Source organism: Corynebacterium sp. NML 150383 (assembly GCF_002285085.1).
Taxonomy (GTDB): Bacteria; Actinomycetota; Actinomycetes; order Mycobacteriales; family Mycobacteriaceae; genus Corynebacterium; species Corynebacterium gottingense.
The window spans coordinates 117919-137590 of record NZ_NSGK01000003.1 but is presented as its reverse complement, the minus strand read 5'-3'; the positions used below and the strand labels follow the sequence as shown (position 1 = coordinate 137590).

Genomic DNA, 19672 nt, shown 5'->3' with positions numbered 1-19672 from the left:
GCTGCCTCCTAAGGCTTCGGAAGTTTGGCGTGTTGCGGGTTGTGCGAGACCGGGGTGGCGCGCCGGTTGCCGGCACGCGGGACCGAGTTCACGACCGCGGGTTCGTATGCGCTCTTCTGCGTTGCCTCCACCAGCTGGGCCTTTCGCTTATCGACGCTTCCCACAGCCGGTGCACTAATCACCCTCGTCGCCTGCTCGCCGCAGTCCTTGCAGTCCGTCGTGCGCGACTCGGAGGACATGGGAAGAAGCCGCTCGGTGGTGTGTCCGGTTGGGCAACGAAATTCATAGAAAGGCATCTGCTTCACTTTCTTTTTCAGCAGTGGGTGCAATCACAACAGCACGGCCAGTGTAATGCATACCGAGTAGGGGTACGCGGACACCGGCCGCCGATCGGGGGTGGCGCGCCCCCGACTACGGTGGCGGGCATGGCACAGCAACGCAGACACCGGAACCACCGAACCGACGCGCGGAGCTCGCGCCCCGCACAGCGGCGCGGCACCATCGACCAGCTGGATCGGATGTGCCGCGACATCGACGGCGCCGGCTACGGCGCGTACAAGAAGCTCGCGGGCGAGTACGAGGCCGGCGAGTTCCGCCTGGTGGTGGACAAGGTGCAGTCGGACCCGTTCGCGTCGCCGTCGAAAATCCGCGTCATCGTGCCGCGCGATGCGCTCGATGTGGGCGGCGAGTTCACCGCGACGCGCGGCGACCGCATCGCCGTCGCCGACGTGCTGGCGCGCGAGGCTGCGGCACTCCTGCGCTCCGGCGGCGCGCCCGGCCGCGGAGGGGGCAGCGGCAAATCCAACACCATCAGCATCGGGGCGCTCGGCCAGGAGGTCCTCGAGCGCACAAACGTACTGGTGGGGGAGCGCGAGGTGGAATTCCGCCTGCTCGTCGGGCTGCCCGCGCGCGGCCGGCGGGTGCTGGGCAAGCAGGCGGCGCAGCTGCTCACGCAGGACGTCCCCCGGCTCGCGCTGCGGGCTGCGGCGGTGTCGCGCCAAGCCCTGGAAGACGCAGTGTGGCTGCTCCGGGACCAGGAGGCGCTCCGCGCCGAGCTGCCGGGCCGCGGGCTCGTCGCGTTCGTCGCCGACGGCGCGAACCTCCCGCGCGCATCGGGCGCGAGCGACCTGCCGCTTAACGGCGGCGTCCCGTTCCGCAGTCCGGAGCCGCTGCGCGTCACGTTCGACCTGCCCAGCGGCCGCACCGTCACCGGGATGGGCGTCCCGGAGGGACTCACCGTCATCGTCGGCGGCGGCTACCACGGCAAGTCCACGCTGCTGCGCGCACTTGAGCGCGGCGTGTACCCGCACACGGCTGGCGACGGCCGCGAGTTCGCCATCACCCGCGCCGACGCCGTCACGGTGCGCGCGGAGGACGGTCGCCCGGTGACGTCGCAGGACATCTCCGCGTTCATTGCCAACCTGCCGAACGGCGCCGACACCGCGCACTTCTCCACCGCCAACGCCTCTGGCTCCACGTCCCAAGCAGCCAACGTTATCGAGGCTCTCCAGGCGAGTGCGAGCACGTTGCTTATCGACGAAGACACCTCCGCCACCAACTTCATGATCAGAGACACCGTGATGGCGGAGCTCATCGCCGCCGACCGCGAACCGATCACGCCGTTCAGTGCGCGCGTCCGCGGGCTCTACGAGGAGCTCGGCGTGTCGACGGTGCTGGTCGCCGGCGGCTCCGGCGCGTACCTGGGGCTCGCGGACACCGTGATCGCCCTGGACGCCTACGCGCCGAGCGACGTGACAGAGCGGGCCCACGAGGTCGGACGCGGGCACGAGCCCGCGCAGCTGCCGGTCACACCGGAGATGTTCGCGCCGGATGCGCGCACGCTGTCGGGCCCGACCTTCGTCTCCGGCGGCTCCGGCGGCGGGCGGCGCCGCGGGCCGAAGGCGCGGGGGCAGGACACCATCAGCGTGGGCAAGAGCGACATCGACATGTCCTTCCTGCCGCAGCTGGCCGGGGCGCCGCAGACGGCGGCGATCGCCGCCGCGCTGGAGCGGCTGGACGAGTGGTGCGGCCGCGGCGGGGCACCGGTGGCGGTGGGCGTCGAGAAGCTGCTCGGCGAGCTCGAGGCTGAAGGGCTCGCGGCACTCGTGCCGGGGCGCGCGCACCCGGGGCACCTCACGGCGCCGCGGCGGTTTGAGATCCTGGCCGCGGTGAACAGGTACCGGGGGCTTCGCACCGGGTAGGATTACGCGCCATGAGCACTTTCTTCCCCGACGAGGCCGACCTGCCAGACGACGCGCGCGCCGATGCCACCGGCGGCACGGACGCGGCGCCCCGCCCGACCGTGCCCGGCTTCACCGACACGCCGGAGGGCTTCCGCTCCGGGTTCGTCAGCTTTGTGGGCCGGCCCAACACCGGCAAGTCCACGCTGACCAACGCGCTCGTGGGCGAGAAGGTGGCCATCATGGCGGACCAGCCGGAGACGACGCGCCGGCCGATCCGCGGCATCGTGAACCGGGAGGACGCGCAGGTCATCATCGTGGACACGCCCGGCATGCACCGCCCGCGGACGCTGCTCGGCGAGCGGCTCAACGACGTGGTCAAGGACACCTTCGCAGACGTCGACGTCATCGGGTTCACGGTGCCCGCGGACGAGAAGATCGGCCCCGGCGACCGCTTCATTCTGGACCAGATTCGCCGCATCAAGCCGAACACACCGATCGTTGGCATCGTGACCAAGCTGGACAAGGCCTCGCGCGATATGGTCGGCGAGCGCCTGCTCGCGCTGCACGAGCTGCTCGGCGGCGACTGCGAGGTGGTGCCCGTCTCCGCCACGGACGGCGTGCAGACGGACGTGCTCATGGACATCCTGGTTGGCCAGCTGCCGGAGGGGCCGCGCTTCTACCCGGTCGGCGACGTCACCGACGAGGACCTCGAGGCGCGCATCGCCGAGCTGATCCGCGAGGAGGCGCTGCAGGGTCTTCGCGACGAACTGCCGCACTCCGTAGCCGTCCAGATCGATGAGATGGTGCCGGACTCGGACAACCCGAACCGCACCATGATCTACGCCGTAATCTACCTCGAGCGCCCCGGTCAGCGCCGGATCCTGGAGGGGCCGAACGGCCGCCGCCTGTCCGGGATCACCCACCGCTCGCGCCAGCAGATCATGGACCTGGTAGGCCACAACGTGTACCTTGACCTGCGCCTGAAGGTGCTGAAGAACTGGCAGCAGGACCCGAAGGCGCTGGGCCGCCTTGGCTTCTAAGGCGACTCGGCCTACTCGGCGCTCGCGCCCGGGCCGCCCGTCCTGGCGCGACCGCGCGTTCGTCGTCCGCACTTACGACTTCGGCGAGGCCGACCGCGTCGTCGTCCTGCTCACGCGCTCCCACGGCCTGGTCCGCGGCGTGGCCAAAGGCGTGCGCAAGGCACGCTCCCGGTTCGGCTCCCGCCTGCAGCCCTTCGTCGACTTGGACGTGCAGATCTACCCGGGCAAGGGCCTGTCTACAATCACCGCCGCCGACACCGTGGCCTACCACGGCGCGCGCATCATCGAGGACTTCGAGCGCTACGCAGCGGCGTGCGCGATCCTGGAAGCGGCGGACAAACTCGCGTACGAGGAGGCGGACCCCGAGCTATTCGACCTGGTCAAGGACGGCATCCGCCAGCTGCAGACGACGGAGGCGCCGACGCAGGTCCTCGACGCGTTCATCCTGCGAGCCACCGACCACGCCGGCTGGGGGCTGTCGCTGTACAACTGCGCGAACTGCGAGAAGGCTGGCCCGCACCGGGCGTTCAACGCCGCCGTGGGCGGGGCGGTGTGCACGAACTGCCGCCCGCCGGGGTCGATGACGGTGGCGGAGGAAACCCTGCACGCGATGTGGCTGCTCGCGCGGGGCTATGAGTACACGCCAGACTCGGCGACAGCGGAGTCGACGGTGGAGGCGCAGATGCACCGCGCGGCGACCGCGCACCTGCAGTACCACCTGGAGTCCGGGTTGAAGAGTTTGCGAATGATGGAACAGGCATAATAAGGGCATGACTTTGCGCCAGATCGATCCGGAATTCATCCCCCGCCACATCGCACTCGTGATGGACGGCAACGGCCGTTGGGCGCAGCAGCGCGGCATGAAGCGCACCGAGGGGCACAAGCGCGGCGAGGCAGTGCTCATGGACTGCGTCGATGCCTGCATCGAGATGGGCACGGTCGAGTGGCTGTCGGCCTACGCGTTTTCCACGGAAAACTGGCGCCGCGCGGCGTCCGAGGTCCGCTTCATCCTCGGCTTTTCCCGCGACGTGCTGCACCGCCAGCGCGACGAGCTGAACGAGAAGAACGTCCGCATCGTCTGGGCCGGCCGGCGCCCGCGCCTGTGGCGCTCGGTGTTGCGCGAGCTGGAAGCGGCCGAGGAACTCACCCAGGACAACACCGGACTTACGCTCGCGATGTGCATCAATTACGGCGGCAGGGCAGAGATTATCGACGGCGCACGCCAGCTCGCCACCGACGCCCGCGACGGCAAGATCCGCCCGCAGGACATCAACGAGCAGACGTTTTCCAAGTACCTCTACCGGCCCGACATGCCGGACGTGGACTTGTTCCTGCGCCCCAGCGGCGAGCAGCGCACCTCGAACTTCCTGCTCTGGCAGTCGGCCTACGCGGAGATGGTTTACCAGGACAAGCTGTTCCCGGACTTTACCAAGGACGACCTGTTCGACGCGGTCTACGAGTACGCCAAGCGCGACCGGCGCTTCGGCGGCGCGGTGGATAAGTTCGCGGAGAAGTAAGGCTACGCGTTGGCGTCGAGAAGCTTCCTGCACTCGGCGCAGATGCCGTAGATCTCGGCGTCGTGGGCGACCAGCCGGTAGCCATACGAGTTCGCGGTTTCGCGCGCCCAGGCCTCGATGGGCCCGCCGTCGATCTCCTCGCTGCGGCCGCACTTCGTGCACACGAGGTGATGGTGGTGGTGCTCGGTGATGCAGTGGCGGAAGAGCGTCTCGCCGTCGGCGTTCTGGAGCACGTCGACGGCGTCGATCTCCGCGAGCGACTGCAGCGTGCGATACACGGTGGTCAGGCCGACCTTCTCTCCACGCGCATCCAGCTCGGCGTGGATTTCTTTGGCGGTGGCGAACTTATCGACGTCGCGCAGCGTCTCCACCACCGCCGTGCGCTGGCGCGTCATGCGCGCTCCGAGTTTGGGGATGGGCTCCTTCGGCGTCCTCTGGTGCTGCTGTGCCATACCTATCTACGGTAGCGCGGCTACTCCACCGGCTGCCGCGGGGTCTGCGGAACGATCCCGGGGTCCGCGGTGGGAGCCACGGTGGGGGACATCGTTGGTGGGGCCACGATCGCCGCGCCCATGCCGGCGCCCGCGCCGGGGGAGGTCGGCGCATCGCCGTGTTCGCGCGCGCTGCGCTTCTCGGCCAGATCGTCGCGCTCGGCGTTCGCTTCCTCTGCCTCCTTGGTCACCCGAGTGGCGGCCCGGGAGAGCGCGAAGATGACCTCTCCGGCCTCCGGGACCACAAGGCTGTAGACCACCTCTCGGCCGGAGCGCGAGGAGGTGACCAGCCCGGCGGACTTGAGCACGCGGAGGTGCTGCGAAATTAGCGGCTGCGACTTTTTCAGGTTGGCCACCAGCTCGTGGACCACGTGATCGCCGTTGTACAGCATAAGCAAAATCTGCAGCCGCAGCTCGGAGTTCAGCGCGCTGATGAGCTCCGCGGTTGCGTCGAGGTTTGCTGGGGCGCTTCGTTTACGTCGTGCCAAGGCGCCGCCCCTTTCTAATTGCTGTGGGCGTTCTCAGAATTCTCAGTTTAGGAAATTTACGAGGCTTTTGCCAGTTTCTTGCCCAAGGGCTTGAGCGGGCGTGGGGCAATCGCGCGGTGCGCGCCCCATGCGCATACGCCGGGCGTGCGCTAGGCTACACTGGCACCGTTACCCGAAACCGGATTACAGGAGGCTATCCGTGCCCGCCAGCAAGATCGATACCGTTGTCAACCTCTGCAAACGCCGTGGACTCGTGTTCCCCGCGGGCGAGATTTACGGCGGTACGCGCTCGGCATGGGACTACGGCCCGCTGGGCGTAGAGCTGAAGGAAAACATTAAGCGCCAGTGGTGGCGCCACATGGTGCAGTCCCGCGACGACGTCGTGGGCGTGGACACGTCCGTGATCCAGCCGCGCCAGGTGTGGGTGTCTTCCGGCCACGTCGAGGTCTTCACGGACCCGCTGGTGGAGTCCCGCCATACCGGCAAGCGCTATCGCGCCGATCACCTCATCGAGGCGTACGAGGAGAAGCACGGCCACGAGCCGGAGAACGGCCTGGCAGACATCAACGACCCGGAGACCGGCCAGCCCGGCGATTGGACCGAGCCGAAGGCGTTCTCCGGCCTGCTCAAGACCTTCCTGGGCCCGGTGGATGATGAGCAGGGCCTGCACTACCTGCGCCCCGAGACCGCCCAGGGCATCTTTGTCAACTTCAAGAACGTGATGACCTCGTCGCGCATGAAGCCGCCGTTCGGCATCGCCAACATCGGCAAGTCCTTCCGCAACGAGATCACCCCGGGCAACTTCATCTTCCGCACCCGAGAGTTCGAGCAGATGGAGATGGAGTTCTTTGTCAAGCCGGGCGAGGACGAAGAGTGGCACCAGTACTGGATTGATGACCGCTACAACTGGTACGTCGACCTAGGCATCAAGGAGGAGAACCTCCGCCTGTACGAGCACCCGAAGGAGAAGCTGTCGCACTACTCCAAGCGCACCGTCGACGTGGAGTACGCCTTCGGCTTCAAGGGCTCCAAGTGGGGCGAGCTGGAGGGCGTGGCCAACCGCACGGACTACGACCTCTCGGTGCACGCGAAGGGCTCCGGCGAGGACCTGTCCTACTACGACCAGGCCAACGAGGAACGCTGGATCCCCTACGTCATCGAGCCGGCCGCCGGCCTGGGCCGTTCCATGATGGCCTTCCTGGTGGACGCGTACGACGAGGAAGAAGCGCCCAACGCTAAGGGCGGTACCGACAAGCGCGTCGTCCTGCGCCTGGACCGCCGCCTGGCTCCGGTGAAGGTGGCAGTGCTGCCGCTGTCCAAGAAGGAGGAGCTGTCCGTCCCCGCCCGCGAGCTGTCGAACACGCTGCGCAAGCACTGGAATGTCGACTTTGATACCTCCGGCGCGATCGGCCGCCGCTACCGCCGCCAGGACGAGATCGGTACGCCGTTCTGCGTCACCTACGACTTCGACACTCTCGAGGACAACGCGGTCACTGTCCGCGAGCGCGACACGATGGAGCAGGAGCGCGTGAAGATCGACGAGCTCGAGGCCTACCTCGCCGCCCGCCTGATCGGGGCATAAGCGCGATGCACTACGTCAGCTGGGACCGCTCGGATCGGGACAACCTGAAGTTGCTCGCCGAGGCAGGCCCCGAAGTGCTCGGCGAGTTCACGCACGACCGCGCCGTCGTGGCGGGGCAGCAGTGGGAACTGCTCGCGTCGCCGGAGTCGGGTGCGGTGGCGTCGCGAGGCGGCAGCGAGTTCGTGCGCGCGCACGATTCGCTGAAGCGCGCGAAGCAGATCCGCGTCGACGTGGAGGGCCGCACCTACCAGATGGTCGCGGAGACCTCGAAGAACTGGATCGTCGACGATGCCTCCGGCACGAAGGTCGCCCAGTTCACCTCTGATCACAACGGCGTGCGCAAGGCCATCCTGGAGTTCGAGGGCGAGACTGAGCTTTCGCTTCTCGACGTCGCTGCGCTCGCCTGGGTCTCCCGCGAAATCTTGGAGGCGCGCAAGATCGTCTCCTCCAACGTGCTGATCGCAACGCTCCTGCTCTTCTCGCTTGTTGCCGTGCTAGTGTTCGTGCTGTGATTTGGCGCGACAACCTGCTGATCCGCGAGGACGATGAGCCACCCGCCGGGGGCGGCGCGCGCCTCGCTGCGGTGGAGGACGGCACGCTGCGCTTCGGCGCCACGACCCTCCGCTTCACCAGCGAAAACCCGGCTGACCTGCGCGCTGAGGGCGCGCACGGCGAGCAGTTCGCGGTCCGCAAAACGTCGTTCACCGTCGCGCGCTACGCCGCGGACTGCAACGGTGCCGCATACGAGCTCAACCGGACTGGGCTGCGCCCGCGTCGCGAGATCGTTGACGCCCAGGGGAACATCGTCGCGCTGACCGTCGCGCGCGCGAACGGCGATCTCGCGGTCACCGTCCCGCGGGAGATCACCTTGGACATCGTGTTCATGACGTGGTGCTTGACGCTTATCGACGCCCCCGTGCGCCGCACCCGCTACTAATCCACCCCTACTCGGCGTCGTCCGGCGAGCCGACGTAGATGCTCTCGCCCCTGCGCAACGCCGACACGAGCTGCGCCAGTGTTTCGCGCGCCGCAGCCGAACTGGAGCAGCGGCGGAGTGCGTCGAGCTCGTTGAGGTCTTCAGGGGTGAGTTGCTTGGTGATAAGCGCCCTCATCGTGAAAACCTCCCGCTTCCGCTCGTGGTGGCTGGCTGATGTTTGCCAACCAAAGCTTATGTGGATCTAATGTATCGCAGCTGTGATTCAGACACTACGGAACCCCGGCCGTTCTAGCAACGGGACACCTGTCTGTGCTGCTAGAACGTGCCGCCGCGGCTAATGTTGCCGCCACCGCCACCGCCGGAGAAGCCGCCGCCACCGCCACCGCCGCCAAAGCCGCCGCTGAGAATCGCGCCCCACATGGCTGCGCGCGCGATGTCGCCGGCGGTCTGGCGGTTCTGCTGGGAGCGGTAGTGGTCCACGTCGTCCTTGGCCGCCTGGTAGGCGCGCCGCGCGGTGTCCGTGGCGGCGCGGGCGAAGTCGATCGCGCCGCGGGTGTCGCTGGTCCGCCGCTGGTGTGCCTCGGCGTACTGGCGCTGGGACTCGGCGAGCAGGGAGCGTGGGTGCGAGCCGATGATGCGGCCGCGGGAGCGGATGAGGTCTTCGGCCGACTGGATCTGGGTCGTGGCCACCTGCATTTGCTGGGTAAACAGCTGGAGGGCGCGGGACTGGTCGTTGGCAACACCCTTGGCGCGGTCCAGCTCGGCGTCGATGCGCCCATCCAGGTCCGTCAGCTCGGTGTAGAGGGCGAGCGGGTCGGTCTCAGCGCGGTCGCCCATCTGCGACAGGGCCTCGCGGGCCTGCGCGGCGATGGTGTCCAGGGACGCGACGTCGATACGCGCGCCCTGCTGCGTGGAGCCTTTAACCTGGTCGATTTCGCGCAGCTCGCCCTCGATCTCCTTGATCAGCGCGGGCAGGTTGTGCTGCGCCTTGGCCAGGTTGTCCTCGGCGTGCTCGATGGCAGCGAGGTTGGTGTCGGCGACCTTGACGGCTTGGGTGGCGGTGGCGAGGACGTCGATAAGCGCGCCCTGCTGGCCCGCGGGCTTCGCGGCGAGCGCGCTGGCCTCGCCGAGCTGCTGCTCGGCTTCCGCGAGCGAGGACTCGGCGACGTCGACGTTTTCATCGATCGAGTGCAGCATCCCCGCGTTGTGGCGGCTGCGCAGTTCCTCCAGCGTCGCTTTCGCCGGCTCGATGCGCGCGCGGATGTCGATGGTGCGGGCGCGAAGCGCGTTCACCTCTTCGTCGGCGCGCATGAGCGTGCCGCGCATGGCGTTGAACTCATCCGTCTTCGCCTTGAGCGCCTCCTCGGCCTTGCCGCAGCTGGAGATGATGTCAATGAGCATGGCGCGCTTTTCCGGCTCGGTCTCCGGGATGGCGTCGTAGAGCTTCTGGTGGGTGTGGAACGCGCGCTGCAGCGTGGAGGTCGCCTGGTTCATCGCCGAGGTGAACGGGCGCACGCGCTCGGCACCGAACTCCGCGGACGCCACCTGCAGCTCCTCCTTGCCCTGCGTGATCGACTCGTCGGCGGCGACGAGGGCGTCGCGCGCCACCTGCTCGAGCGTCGGCGTGGGCAGGCGGCCGAGCGAATCAGTGTCGCCGGGCGTGAGCGCCTTGGCGGACTCGAGTTGCTTCGCGTTCTGCTTCTTGGTGTTGCGGCGCGACGCTACGTAGGCGCCGCCGCCGGCGAGTGCGAGCACGCCGACGCCGCCCGCGGCCCAGCCGGCGCCCGAGCTACCGTCGGAACCGCCGCTGATTGCGGCCTCAGCCGCAGCGGTGCCGGTGCCCGCCCAGTCCTCGGCGGACAGCTTCTCGTAGGCGGCCGCGTCCATCGCGTCGATGTCCTTCTGCGCCCAGTCGTTGCCGCCGAAGACGCCGTAGTCGCGCTCGTCGGGTGCGACGACCAGCACGGCGGTGTTCGGGCCGTTCGCGGCGGCGGCCTGCTCCGCCCACTGCGGGCCGGTCAGGTTGCCCAGCGAACTCGCGTACACCACGCGCAGCGAGAGGTGCTTCTCCTGGCTCACCTTCGTCACGGCGTCCTTGACGCTGGCCAGCTCTGCCTCGGAGAGCACGCCCGCCTCGTCCGTGACGGGCTGCGCGAGCTTGCCCGGCGCCGTCGCGGTGTCCACGGCCTGCGCGAGGACGGCCGGTGCGTCGGGGGTTGGCGGGGTGGCGTGGGCGGCGGTCATGGGGGCGTCGATAAGCAATGCCCCGGCGATGAGCGGCGCGGTTGCCACGATGCGTAGATAGCGCGAATTCATGCCAACTAGGGTAGTCGCAACCGGGGAACGCGCGCTGCAGCCTTTACGCTTGGGGCGTGTACACCTATACAACTGAGGATTTCGCCCGCCGCGCGCCAGAGGCCCCGAAGCAGGCGCAGATCGCGCCCGAGCAGGACACGCGCGACGCCTTCGCGCGCGACCGGGCCCGCGTGCTGCACTCCGCCGCGCTGCGCCGGCTTGCGGATAAGACGCAGGTGGTGGGCCCCCGCGACGGCGACACCCCGCGCACGCGCCTGACGCACTCGCTGGAGGTCGCGCAGATCGCGCGCGGGATTGGCAGCCGCCTCGGCCTGCACCCCGACCTGTGCGAGATGGCCGGCCTAACCCACGACATCGGCCACCCGCCGTATGGCCACAACGGGGAAAACGCGCTCAACGCCGTCGCACCCTGCGGCTTCGAGGGCAACGCGCAGACCCTGCGCATCCTCGCGCGCCTCGAGCCCAAAGTGCTTATCGACGCCACCTCATACGGACTCAACCTCACCCGGGCCTCCCTCGACGCCGCCGTGAAGTACCCGCGCACCCGCACCAACGCGGACGGCTCCCTCAACCGCAAGTACTCGGCCTACGACGAGGACGCGGACGTGCTCGCGTGGGCGCGCGCCGGCCACACCGACGACCGACCGCCGATGGAAGCCCAGGTGATGGATTTTTCCGACGACATCGCCTACTCCGTGCACGACGTGGAGGACGGCATCGTCTCCGGTCGCGTCTCGCTGCAGGTCTTGTGGGACTTCGTGGAGCTTGCTGCGCTGGCGCAGAAGGGCGCGGACGCCTTCGGCGGCACGGCGGACCAGCTCATTGACGCCGCCGATCGCCTCCGCTCCCTGCCCGCCATCGCCGCGGCCGCGGACTTCGACTTCACGCTGCGGTCCTGGACGGGGCTGAAGTCCCTGACCTCGCAGCTGGTGGGGCGCTACGTCGGCGCGGTCACGGGGGCCACGCTTGCGAGCGCAGCGAACCAGGAGCTCGTCACGGGGCTCGGCCGGGCTCACGGCAACCTCGTCGTCCCACCCGACACGGAGGCAGAGGTCCGCCTGCTCAAGACGGTCGCCGTCCTTTACGTGATGGACCTGCCCGCCCACATCGCGCGCCAGGACCGGCAGCGCGAGCGCATCTTCCGCGTCCACGAGTACCTGCGTGCCGGCGCGCCCGGCACGCTGGACACCGTGTTCCGCGCCTGGTTCGAGGCCGCGGACACGGACCTGGAGCGCGAGCGGGTGATCGTGGACCAGATCGCGTCGATGACGGAGTCGCGCCTGGAGCGCGTGGCGGACAAGGCGGCCGCCTTCGACGGGTTCCTGTAGCTCCGCCTAGAGCCGCTCCGCGATCTGCCCGAGCGCCTCGCGCGTGCCGATTTCGCCCGGGAGCCACGGCAGCTCCACCACCGGCACCGGTAGGTCCAAGAGCGCGAGCGCCTGCGCTTCCACGCCCCGCCGCCCCTCCAGGAACGCCCCCGCCTCATCCGGCGCGCGCCGGTTCACAATCGCGCTTCCCACGTGCACCCCGTTTGCGGTGAGCTCCTCGTAGAACTCCATCGACTCCATCACGGGAAGGCGCTCGGCGGTGAGCACGATGTGGAAGACGCATTTGGCGGGATCGGTGAGCACGGCGCGCAGGCGCTCGAACTTGCGGCGACGGGCGAGCAGTGTGGAGCGGATCTGCTGGTTGCGGCGGTCGACGGGCGACCCGCCGCTAGAATCGCCGCCCATGCCGCGGACGAGGTCGCTGAACTTGTCCGACTTGTCGCGCCGCTCGAGCAGCCCGTCGGTGTAGGCGGCCATGAGCTCCGGCAGCGCCACGAGCCGGGAGGTGTGGCCGGAGGGGGCGGTGTCGAAGATGAGGTTGTCGTATTCGGACCCAGCAACCAGGTCGGCGATGCGCTCGAGCAGCGCCGCCTCGTGCATGCCGGGGGAGTGGCGCGACATTTCCAGGTGCCGGTCCACTTCGCGGTGGAGGCGCTCCGGCATCATCGCGCGCATGGAGTCGCCGACGGCGCGCAGGTGCTGCTCCGTGATGGCCGCCGGGTCGAGCTCGATGGCGTCGAGGCGTGGCTCGAGGGTGACGGGGGCGTCGTGAAGCATTGCGCCCCAGATGTGGCCGAGGTTGTGAGCGGGGTCGGTGGAGACGAGCAAGACGCGGCGACCGCGCGCGGCGAGGCGCACGGCGGTGGCGGCGGAGATGGTGGTTTTGCCCACGCCGCCTTTGCCGCCGAAGAACATGACTGGTGCGTCTAGCAGCATGAGATCCCGTCGAGTGGTGAGCGTTCCATGCCCATGCGGGTGTGCCAAGCGTGGAAGTCGTCGTACAGCAGCGGCAGCAACTCGAGCGTGTAGTAGCTGGCCGGGTTGGGGATGCCGAGCGTTTCCGACGCCACGAGCAGCGTAAACAGGTCGTCCTCCTCGCGGGCTGCGCGGGCGAACTCGCGGCGGTACGGCGCCTGGTAGAACTCGCTGAGGCCCGCCCCGAGGCGCTTAAGCAGTTGCATACTCGTCGTCCCAGGTCATCGCGGGCTCGCGGCGCGCCTTGCTAATCGACGCCACCGCCTCAACCACCACCCACACGGCCGCAACAATGATGACGACGTCGATGCCCAGCAGCAGCCAGTTGCCGGCCTCAAAGAGCGTGCGCAGCTGCAGCACGGCGGCCCAGAGCGACATGAGGGTGACAAACACCAGCGGGATGAGCAGCGGCAGGGTGGGGCGGCGCAGCTTGGTCAGGATGACTACCAGGACGGACAGGGTGAGGCCGGCCATGAGCTGGTTGGTGGTGCCGAACAGCGGCCAGATGATCATGCCGCCGGAGCCGTCCATGCCGGTGGAGAACGTCAGGCCCAGTGCGGCGCCGACGGCGATGATGGTGGCGACCAGGCCGGAGAGCTTCACGCCCATGATCTCGGCGATCTCGCCGACGACCATGCGCTGCAGTCGCACGCCGGAGTCCATGGTGGTGGCGGCGAACAGGACGGCCATGGTGGCCAGGATGGTGGCGGACAGGGAGGTCGGGATGCCGAGGCCCTCGTTCATGAGCGCGCCGCCGCCCTCGACGAACGCGTTGACGCCGCCCGCGTTCCACTCGTTGTACACGCTTTCCCAGTCGGCGAGCGTCTTGTAGCCGGCGGTGGTGGCGACGATGGTGCCCAGGGAGAGCAGGCCCTCGCCGACGGCGCCGAAGTAGCCGACGAAGCGCGCGTCCGTCTCCTTGTCCAGCTGCTTGGCCGACGTGCCCGAGGCGACGATGCCGTGGAAGCCGGAGACGGCGCCGCACGCGATGGTGACGAACAGGAGCGGGAAGATGTTCGGGGTGCCGGCGGGGACGGCGTCATTGAGCGTCGGCGCGACGATCTCCGGACGGACGATGAAGAACGAGCCGTACAGGATGAAGAGGCCGACGAACAGCTGCAGGCCGTTGATGTAGTCGCGCGGCTGCAGCAGCACCCACACCGGCAGCAGCGAGGCGATGAAGGCGTAGACGAAGAGCAGGATGATCCACACGCCTCGGTCCGGGATGCCCATGACCGTTTCCGGCAGGGCGACGGGGAAGCGGTCGCCGAGCACGATGAGCGCGTAGAGCGCGGCCACGCCGACCAGCGAGACCAGCGGCAGGTTCCACTTGAGGCGGTAAATTGCCTGGCCGATCAGGACGGCGACGATAATCGCGCCCCACGTGGGGATGACCGCCGACGGCGTGGCGATGAGCAGGTTCGAAATCACCACGGCGAACGCGGTGTTCACCATGAGCAGCAGCAGGAAAATGACCACGAGGAAGAGGTTGCGCCCGCGCGCACCGATGTAGCGCCCGGACAGCGTGCCAATCGACTGGCCCTTGTGCCTTTGCGACGCCCACAGCGCCCCCAAGTCGTGCATCCCCGCAAAGAACACGGTGCCGAGTGTGACCCACAGAAACGCCGGTAGCCACCCCCAGATCACGGCGACGGCCGGTCCGATGATCGGCGCCGCGCCCGCCACGGAGGTGAAGTGGTGGCCCCACAGGACGTACTTGTTGGTGGGCACGTAGTCCACGCCGTCCTCCATGGTGTGCGCCGGCGTGCGGAACGTGTCCGATAGCTTGAACACGCTGCGGCCGAGGAACCTGGAGTACAGCAGGTAGCCGGCCACCATCATGGCGAGTCCGATGATGACGAGGAGTAGCGAGTTCATACGCCAACTTTCTTTCCGTGGTTCGTGTCACAACTGTGAGAAGTATGCCACACATCACACGGCGTGGTGCAAAGTGGGGGGCGTTGCTTATCGACGCTCCCCCGCCCCCTTACGGCACAAGAACTGTGTGAAATAGTGTTGACTGTGTGTCGTTGAAATTGTCGTCGACAGCAATGTGGAGGGTACGGCGGCCGTCATCCAGCATTGGCCCCCATGAAAGTGCCTCGACGTTGTCGGGCTGCGGTGGGTTGTCGGCGAAGTCGTACACCAATTCTTTAGTTGCGAGCTGCTCAGTCCCGTCGAGCGTGTCCTTGCCGAGAACATCGTCCGCGCCGCTGAGTGTGAGTCGGTAAATCTCTCCGCGGACTTCGCCGCTTTTTCCCAGCTCAGGGTAGAACCCGCGCTCAAGGACATAGAGCGACCCGTCTTCTGCCTCGAGCACGGATGTGATTCCGCGACCGGGGTTCGCGCGTACCGCGTACTCGTGAGTGGCGTTTCCGTTGGCCAGGTTATATTCGGTGATGCGATTGACTGAGCTGTGCTTCGGATCGTTGCTGGTCCCGTCTTGCGCGAGCGCATTCTCATTGATTGTCAGCGCGGTTGTACCACCATCCGCCAATGTCATTGCTTCCGGTCCGTTGTTGTGGTGGATGCCCTTCGTGTCGTGTCCATCGGGGAAGTGGTATGCGGGTGGATTGATTCGGCGGACTTCGCGACCAGCAGCGGTCGACTCAATCAGTTGCGGTGGAGCGACCTGTCCCTCGCGCGCGTCTCCCTCGGTGGTCCACAACAAGTTGCCATTGGGCAGCTGGCGAATCTCTTCCGCGTCGATGAATTCGGTGTAGTCGGAGCCGTCAGGAAGCGTGAGGCGCACCTCACCTTCATGCGCGAACCTGCGATGATCCTGAGTAGTGAAGATGTATGCGCGGATAGGGCCGTGTTCATGCTTGTCATCGGAAATTGCGATGTATCGCCCATCCTCGAGCTGATCCATGCCGCTGAGCCCGCCGATCGCGGGGTCATGCTCAGTCGCACTGAAGTCAAAACGACTGACGTACTCTGCACTTGGGAGATCGCTGGATGACACTCCCTCTTCGTTCTTCTCTGCCCCTGCGGCCAGAAGCACCTGAATGGCTACAGTGAGCGCGCCGCCTATGAGCACGCCGATACCGGCAACGGCGGCGACAGCCGCCGTAACCGGCACCGTTACTTCGCCTACGTGAAGCGAAGTGCCGTTCTGGCCGACCGTGACCGGAACCGCAGCACTCGGGTCTGCAGTGGCTGTGACTGGCGAGAGCGCGATCGAAGCTGAGACCCCTAACGCGATGACGGTACGACTACGCATGCGTGACTCCTTTGAGAGATACAAATGTAATATCTCACATCTTAAAACCGTCCCTGGAACATGCAACTTGGCCACAGCCACCGTTACGCTCCTACCGCAACTCCCGATACAACAAGTAGACGGCTCACAGAAAGGACACGCACCATGCGCACTTCATACCTCCCCGCCTTCTCCGCCGCGGCCCTCGCCGCCGCAGCCCTTGTCGCCCCGCACGCCACGGCCGCGGAGCTCGCGCCCAAGGGCGAGGCGTCCTGCACGCTCACGATGACCGCCGCCGAGCGCGCCTACGCCGACTCCTTCAAGAGCGAGGAAAAGGACCTGGGCGGCAAGCGGATCGCCGGCACGTGGGTCCGCGCCATCGAGGACGTCTACCCCGAGGCTAGCGCCTACAACGACCTCGACCTCCTGCAGAAGGTCATGCCCCGCAGCCTGGCGGAGCACTACCTGGAGGTGCGCGGGTCCGAGTCCGCCGCCGACGTCCCGTTCGGCCCGACCGCCGAGGCGGTCGCGGGCCTGGGCGCCGTCAACGCCGCCGATAACACGGCCACCACCACTGCGGGGGACCGCGAAAACGGGCGCTCGCTGACGCAGCAGCTGCAGGCCGCGTTCCCCGGGCTGGCCAAGGAAAAGGCGGATTCGCTGGCGTACGTGCTGCAAAACGACGCCACCGGCAAGTACTTCAACGACCGTCTGGCCTACCACCAAGCGCTCGAGCAGGCGGAGCTGCGCTGCCACGACCTGCGTGCCGGTAGCGCGAAGCTGGCTAACGTCGACCTGCCCACTGCGGATCCCGTGCAGAGCGCGCCCGCGCCGGGCAGCTCGCAGCCGCACCGGGGCGAGGCGTCGTCGGCAGGCGCGACCGCAGGCGTGGTGGTGTTCTCCCTGCTCGCGGCGCTGGGCGTGTCGCTCGCGATCGTGGCCGCGGTGGGTCCCCAGCTCGGCATCGCGCTGCCGGAGTTCCCGGACCTCTCGGACCTCGCGAATATCCAGGTCTAGCTAGCGCACCAGCTCGACGCGGTTGTCGCGGAAGACGGCCGCGACCTTGCGCGTCTCATCCGCCGGCAGGTGCCAGTCGCAGGCGACCACGCGCGCCGGCCGCGCCTCGCGCAGTAGGTCGGCGAGGCCGTCGAGGTTGCGCGGCGCCGGGCGGTTGGGCCCGAACACCGCGACGGAGATCGCCCCGGCAACGTCCGCGACCGTGTGCACCGGCGCGGTGAGCAGCACCGGGTTTCGGTTCCGTCCGTGTCCTGTCCTATACATCTTGAACCTCCTCCACCTGGCAGAAGCTCTCGTAGTGGTCGGCGGTGTAGTACCACACCTCGGGGGTCTCGTCGCCGGCGCCGCCGTCGTTGTCGCGGCTTCCGGTTATGATGCGCCGCGCGCCGCGGTGCGACACACCCGGCGTGTCCACGGTGAACTCGCGGTAGAAGCCCAAGTCCTCGTCGGGGAGTACGCCTTCGTAGTTGCCAAAGCGGGCGTTGTCGTTGTCGGGGTAGGGGAACGGCCCGCCACGCTGCACAAGCGAGATCGTCTCGCGGGCCTCTTGCGGGAGGTTTTCGCAGGTTGGGATGGTGGGGGACGCGGGGGCGTCGATAAGCGAGCATGCGCTGAGCACGCCCGCGAGTGCGACGACAAGCTTTTTCACGCCACGCATTGTTGCACACTACGATTGGGCGCATGGCAAGGGGCAGGATTCCGGAAAGCGACATCGAGGCGATCCGCGAGCGCGCGGCGATCGAGGACATCGTCGGCGAGTACGTCCAGCTCAAACCAGCGGGCCACGACTCGCTGAAGGGCCTCAGCCCGTTCAAGGACGAGAAGACGCCGAGCTTCCACGTCCGCCCCGCGCGCGGCTACTACCACTGCTTTTCCACCGGCAAGGGCGGCGACGTCTTCAACTTCCTCATGGAGCTGGAGCAGCTCACGTTCCCCGAGGCCGTCGAGGCGGTCGCGGACACGATCGGCTACCACATCAACTACCAGGGCGGATCCACGGGCGCGCGCGACGTCAAGCCCGGCACCCGCCAGCGCCTCCTGGCCGCGAACAAGGCGGCGCACGAGTTCTACCGCGAGCAGCTCGAGGCCCCGGAGGCTGAGCCGGGCCGCAATTTCCTGCTTGAGCGTGGCTTTGACAAGGAGCTCATCTACCGCTTCGAGTGCGGCTACGCGCCCGACGGCTGGGACACCCTGACGAAGCACCTGCTCCGCCGCGGCTTCGAGGTGCAGGAGCTTATCGACGCCGGCATTTCCTCCATGGGCCGCCGCGGACCCATCGACAAGTTCCGCCGCCGCCTCATCTGGCCGATCAAGGACGCCGCCGGCAACACCATCGGCTTCGGCGCCCGCAAGCTCTTCGACGACGACCCGATGGGCAAGTACATGAACACGCAGGACACGCTCCTGTACCACAAGTCGAAGGTGCTGTTCGGCCTGGACCTGGCCAAGCGCGACATCTCGGAGCGGCACCAGACCGTGATCGTGGAGGGCTACACGGACGTCATGGCCATGCACGCGGCGGGCGTGACCACCGCCGTGGCGGCGTGCGGCACGGCGTTCGGCGCGGACCACCTCTCCGCGATCCGCCGCCACATGCTGGACGACAGCTACTTCCGCGGCGAGCTCATCTACACCTTCGACGGCGACGAGGCCGGCCAGAAGGCGGCCATGCGCGCCTTCGAGGGCAACCAGCAGTTCACGGGGCAGTCCTTTGTCTCCGTCGCGCCGGACGGGATGGACCCGTGCGACCTGCGCCTGGCCCGCGGCGACGTGGCGCTGCGCGACCTGGTGGCCAAGCGCGTGCCCATGTTCGAGTTCGTCATCGAATCCCTGCTCGCCGACTACTCGCTCGACTCCGCCGAGGGCCGCGTGCAGGCGCTGCGCCGCACCGTCCCCGTCGTCGCCTCCATCAAGGACACCGTCCTGCAGCAGGAGTACGCGCGCCGCCTCGCGGGCTGGGTCGGCTGGCCCAACCCGGACGAGGTGCTCGACCAGGTGCGGAGTGCTTCTCGACGCCCCCAGAAACCCAACCGACGCCCCCGCCCCACCCCCTCCGGCTCCGAACCGGCCCCCGGCCAGCCCCCGGCCCTGCAACCGCCGAACCCGCAGGACCCGCTCCTGTGGCCGCAGCGCGAGGCGCTGAAGATCGCGCTGCAATACCCGGACAAGGCGGGCACCTACTTCGAGGGCATCAACCCGGACGCGTTCACCAACGACGCCTACCGCCAGGTCCGCGAGGCCATCGCCAGCGCGGGCGGCGTCGCCTCCGCCACCGAGCACGGCGCGAACTTCCTCGCCGCCGTCGCCGCGGAGATGCGCGACCTGGCCGGCCGCAACTTCGTCTCCGAGCTCGCCGTCGAGCCGATCCACGCCGACGACATGGACCGCTACGTCGACTCCGTGCTCTCACGCCTGCAGGAGACGCGCGTGGGCGACCAGATCGCGCAGCTGAAGTCCCAGCTCCAGCGCATGCGCCCTTCCGAGGAGCCGGAGGCCTACAACGCCCTGTTCTCGGACCTCGTGGCGCTAGAGCAGGCGCGCCGCGAGCTCAACGACCGCGCCTCGCGCGCCTAACCCCTTTTAGACGCAGCGGACA

General features: G+C 67.9%; 21 protein-coding genes. 10 read left to right on the top strand and 11 right to left on the bottom strand.

Going from position 1 to position 19672, the window contains the following annotated elements; translation table 11 throughout:
• Window positions 1-8: 8 nt before the first annotated feature.
• Complete coding sequence (locus tag CKJ85_RS04545; RefSeq protein WP_095535442.1) at window positions 9-296, bottom strand: FmdB family zinc ribbon protein; 288 nt, start codon at window positions 294-296, stop codon at window positions 9-11.
• Window positions 297-425: 129 nt separating this feature from the next.
• Here CKJ85_RS04545 and CKJ85_RS04540 point away from each other — a divergent pair, with 129 nt between their 5' ends.
• From CKJ85_RS04540 to CKJ85_RS04525, 4 genes are read left to right on the top strand one after another with little or no spacing between them, the layout of a single operon-like run.
• Window positions 426-2201: an ABC-ATPase domain-containing protein gene (locus tag CKJ85_RS04540; protein WP_255395996.1), complete on the top strand. Its 1776-nt coding sequence runs from the start codon at window positions 426-428 to the stop codon at window positions 2199-2201.
• Window positions 2202-2212: 11 nt separating this feature from the next.
• Complete coding sequence (gene era / locus CKJ85_RS04535) at window positions 2213-3223, top strand: GTPase Era (RefSeq protein ID WP_095553571.1); 1011 nt, start codon at window positions 2213-2215, stop codon at window positions 3221-3223.
• Window positions 3213-3986 carry a DNA repair protein RecO gene (gene recO, locus CKJ85_RS04530; RefSeq protein WP_095553570.1) on the top strand — a complete coding sequence of 258 codons (774 nt, stop codon included), beginning with the start codon at window positions 3213-3215 and terminating at the stop codon, window positions 3984-3986. The genes era and recO overlap by 11 nt, the downstream gene beginning before the upstream one ends.
• Before the next feature lie 7 nt (window positions 3987-3993).
• On the top strand, window positions 3994-4740 hold the full coding sequence (locus tag CKJ85_RS04525; protein WP_095553569.1) for an isoprenyl transferase: 747 nt from the start codon (window positions 3994-3996) through the stop codon (window positions 4738-4740).
• A gap of 2 nt (window positions 4741-4742) precedes the next feature.
• Here the strand turns inward: CKJ85_RS04525 and CKJ85_RS04520 are convergent, their stop codons facing one another.
• Both CKJ85_RS04520 and CKJ85_RS04515 read right to left on the bottom strand, forming a co-directional pair.
• Complete coding sequence (locus tag CKJ85_RS04520) at window positions 4743-5192, bottom strand: Fur family transcriptional regulator (protein ID WP_095553568.1); 450 nt, start codon at window positions 5190-5192, stop codon at window positions 4743-4745.
• Window positions 5193-5212: 20 nt separating this feature from the next.
• The gene (locus CKJ85_RS04515; RefSeq protein WP_233126950.1) at window positions 5213-5719 is read right to left on the bottom strand and encodes a helix-turn-helix transcriptional regulator; all 507 of its coding nucleotides are present in this window, start codon (window positions 5717-5719) and stop codon (window positions 5213-5215) included.
• A gap of 199 nt (window positions 5720-5918) precedes the next feature.
• Between CKJ85_RS04515 and CKJ85_RS04510 the strand changes: the two genes are divergently transcribed.
• From CKJ85_RS04510 to CKJ85_RS04500, 3 genes are read left to right on the top strand one after another with little or no spacing between them, the layout of a single operon-like run.
• Window positions 5919-7301, top strand: coding sequence for a glycine--tRNA ligase (locus CKJ85_RS04510; protein ID WP_095535447.1), 1383 nt, complete (start codon window positions 5919-5921; stop codon window positions 7299-7301).
• 5 nt (window positions 7302-7306) lie between these two features.
• Complete coding sequence (locus CKJ85_RS04505; protein ID WP_095275504.1) at window positions 7307-7813, top strand: hypothetical protein; 507 nt, start codon at window positions 7307-7309, stop codon at window positions 7811-7813.
• Entirely contained in the window at window positions 7810-8238 is a 429-nt protein-coding gene (locus tag CKJ85_RS04500) for a hypothetical protein (protein ID WP_095553567.1), read from the top strand. The genes CKJ85_RS04505 and CKJ85_RS04500 overlap by 4 nt, the downstream gene beginning before the upstream one ends.
• A 7-nt stretch (window positions 8239-8245) precedes the next feature.
• On the opposite strand, the gene CKJ85_RS11985 is transcribed toward CKJ85_RS04500, so the two are convergent.
• Together CKJ85_RS11985 and CKJ85_RS04495 are read right to left on the bottom strand one after the other, a co-directional pair.
• Window positions 8246-8413 carry a hypothetical protein gene (locus tag CKJ85_RS11985; RefSeq protein WP_158221617.1) on the bottom strand — a complete coding sequence of 56 codons (168 nt, stop codon included), beginning with the start codon at window positions 8411-8413 and terminating at the stop codon, window positions 8246-8248.
• Between the two features lie 140 nt (window positions 8414-8553).
• Entirely contained in the window at window positions 8554-10554 is a 2001-nt protein-coding gene (locus tag CKJ85_RS04495) for a TPM domain-containing protein (protein WP_095553566.1), read from the bottom strand.
• 56 nt (window positions 10555-10610) lie between these two features.
• Between CKJ85_RS04495 and CKJ85_RS04490 the strand changes: the two genes are divergently transcribed.
• Entirely contained in the window at window positions 10611-11882 is a 1272-nt protein-coding gene (locus CKJ85_RS04490; RefSeq protein WP_095553565.1) for a deoxyguanosinetriphosphate triphosphohydrolase, read from the top strand.
• A 6-nt stretch (window positions 11883-11888) separates the two neighbouring features.
• Here the strand turns inward: CKJ85_RS04490 and CKJ85_RS04485 are convergent, their stop codons facing one another.
• The 4 genes from CKJ85_RS04485 to CKJ85_RS04470 form a co-directional block, all read right to left on the bottom strand.
• On the bottom strand, window positions 11889-12818 hold the full coding sequence (locus CKJ85_RS04485) for an ArsA family ATPase (protein WP_198947142.1): 930 nt from the start codon (window positions 12816-12818) through the stop codon (window positions 11889-11891).
• Window positions 12809-13063: a cory-CC-star protein gene (locus tag CKJ85_RS04480; protein ID WP_095275508.1), complete on the bottom strand. Its 255-nt coding sequence runs from the start codon at window positions 13061-13063 to the stop codon at window positions 12809-12811. Before CKJ85_RS04480 ends, CKJ85_RS04485 begins: the two co-directional genes overlap by 10 nt.
• Entirely contained in the window at window positions 13050-14735 is a 1686-nt protein-coding gene (locus CKJ85_RS04475; RefSeq protein WP_095553564.1) for a carbon starvation protein A, read from the bottom strand. Before CKJ85_RS04475 ends, CKJ85_RS04480 begins: the two co-directional genes overlap by 14 nt.
• A 109-nt stretch (window positions 14736-14844) precedes the next feature.
• A complete protein-coding gene (locus CKJ85_RS04470; protein ID WP_095537295.1) occupies window positions 14845-16080 on the bottom strand; it encodes an esterase-like activity of phytase family protein in 1236 nt (411 codons plus the stop codon).
• A 144-nt stretch (window positions 16081-16224) separates the two neighbouring features.
• Between CKJ85_RS04470 and CKJ85_RS04465 the strand changes: the two genes are divergently transcribed.
• A complete protein-coding gene (locus CKJ85_RS04465; protein ID WP_095553563.1) occupies window positions 16225-17076 on the top strand; it encodes a hypothetical protein in 852 nt (283 codons plus the stop codon).
• On the opposite strand, the gene CKJ85_RS04460 is transcribed toward CKJ85_RS04465, so the two are convergent.
• Complete coding sequence (locus CKJ85_RS04460) at window positions 17077-17340, bottom strand: hypothetical protein (RefSeq protein WP_095553562.1); 264 nt, start codon at window positions 17338-17340, stop codon at window positions 17077-17079.
• Window positions 17333-17734 carry a ribonuclease domain-containing protein gene (locus CKJ85_RS04455; protein WP_095553561.1) on the bottom strand — a complete coding sequence of 134 codons (402 nt, stop codon included), beginning with the start codon at window positions 17732-17734 and terminating at the stop codon, window positions 17333-17335. Before CKJ85_RS04455 ends, CKJ85_RS04460 begins: the two co-directional genes overlap by 8 nt.
• Window positions 17735-17757: 23 nt before the next feature.
• Between CKJ85_RS04455 and dnaG the strand changes: the two genes are divergently transcribed.
• Window positions 17758-19650 carry a DNA primase gene (gene dnaG, locus CKJ85_RS04450; RefSeq protein ID WP_095553560.1) on the top strand — a complete coding sequence of 631 codons (1893 nt, stop codon included), beginning with the start codon at window positions 17758-17760 and terminating at the stop codon, window positions 19648-19650.
• The last annotated feature ends 22 nt before the right edge of the window (window positions 19651-19672 follow it).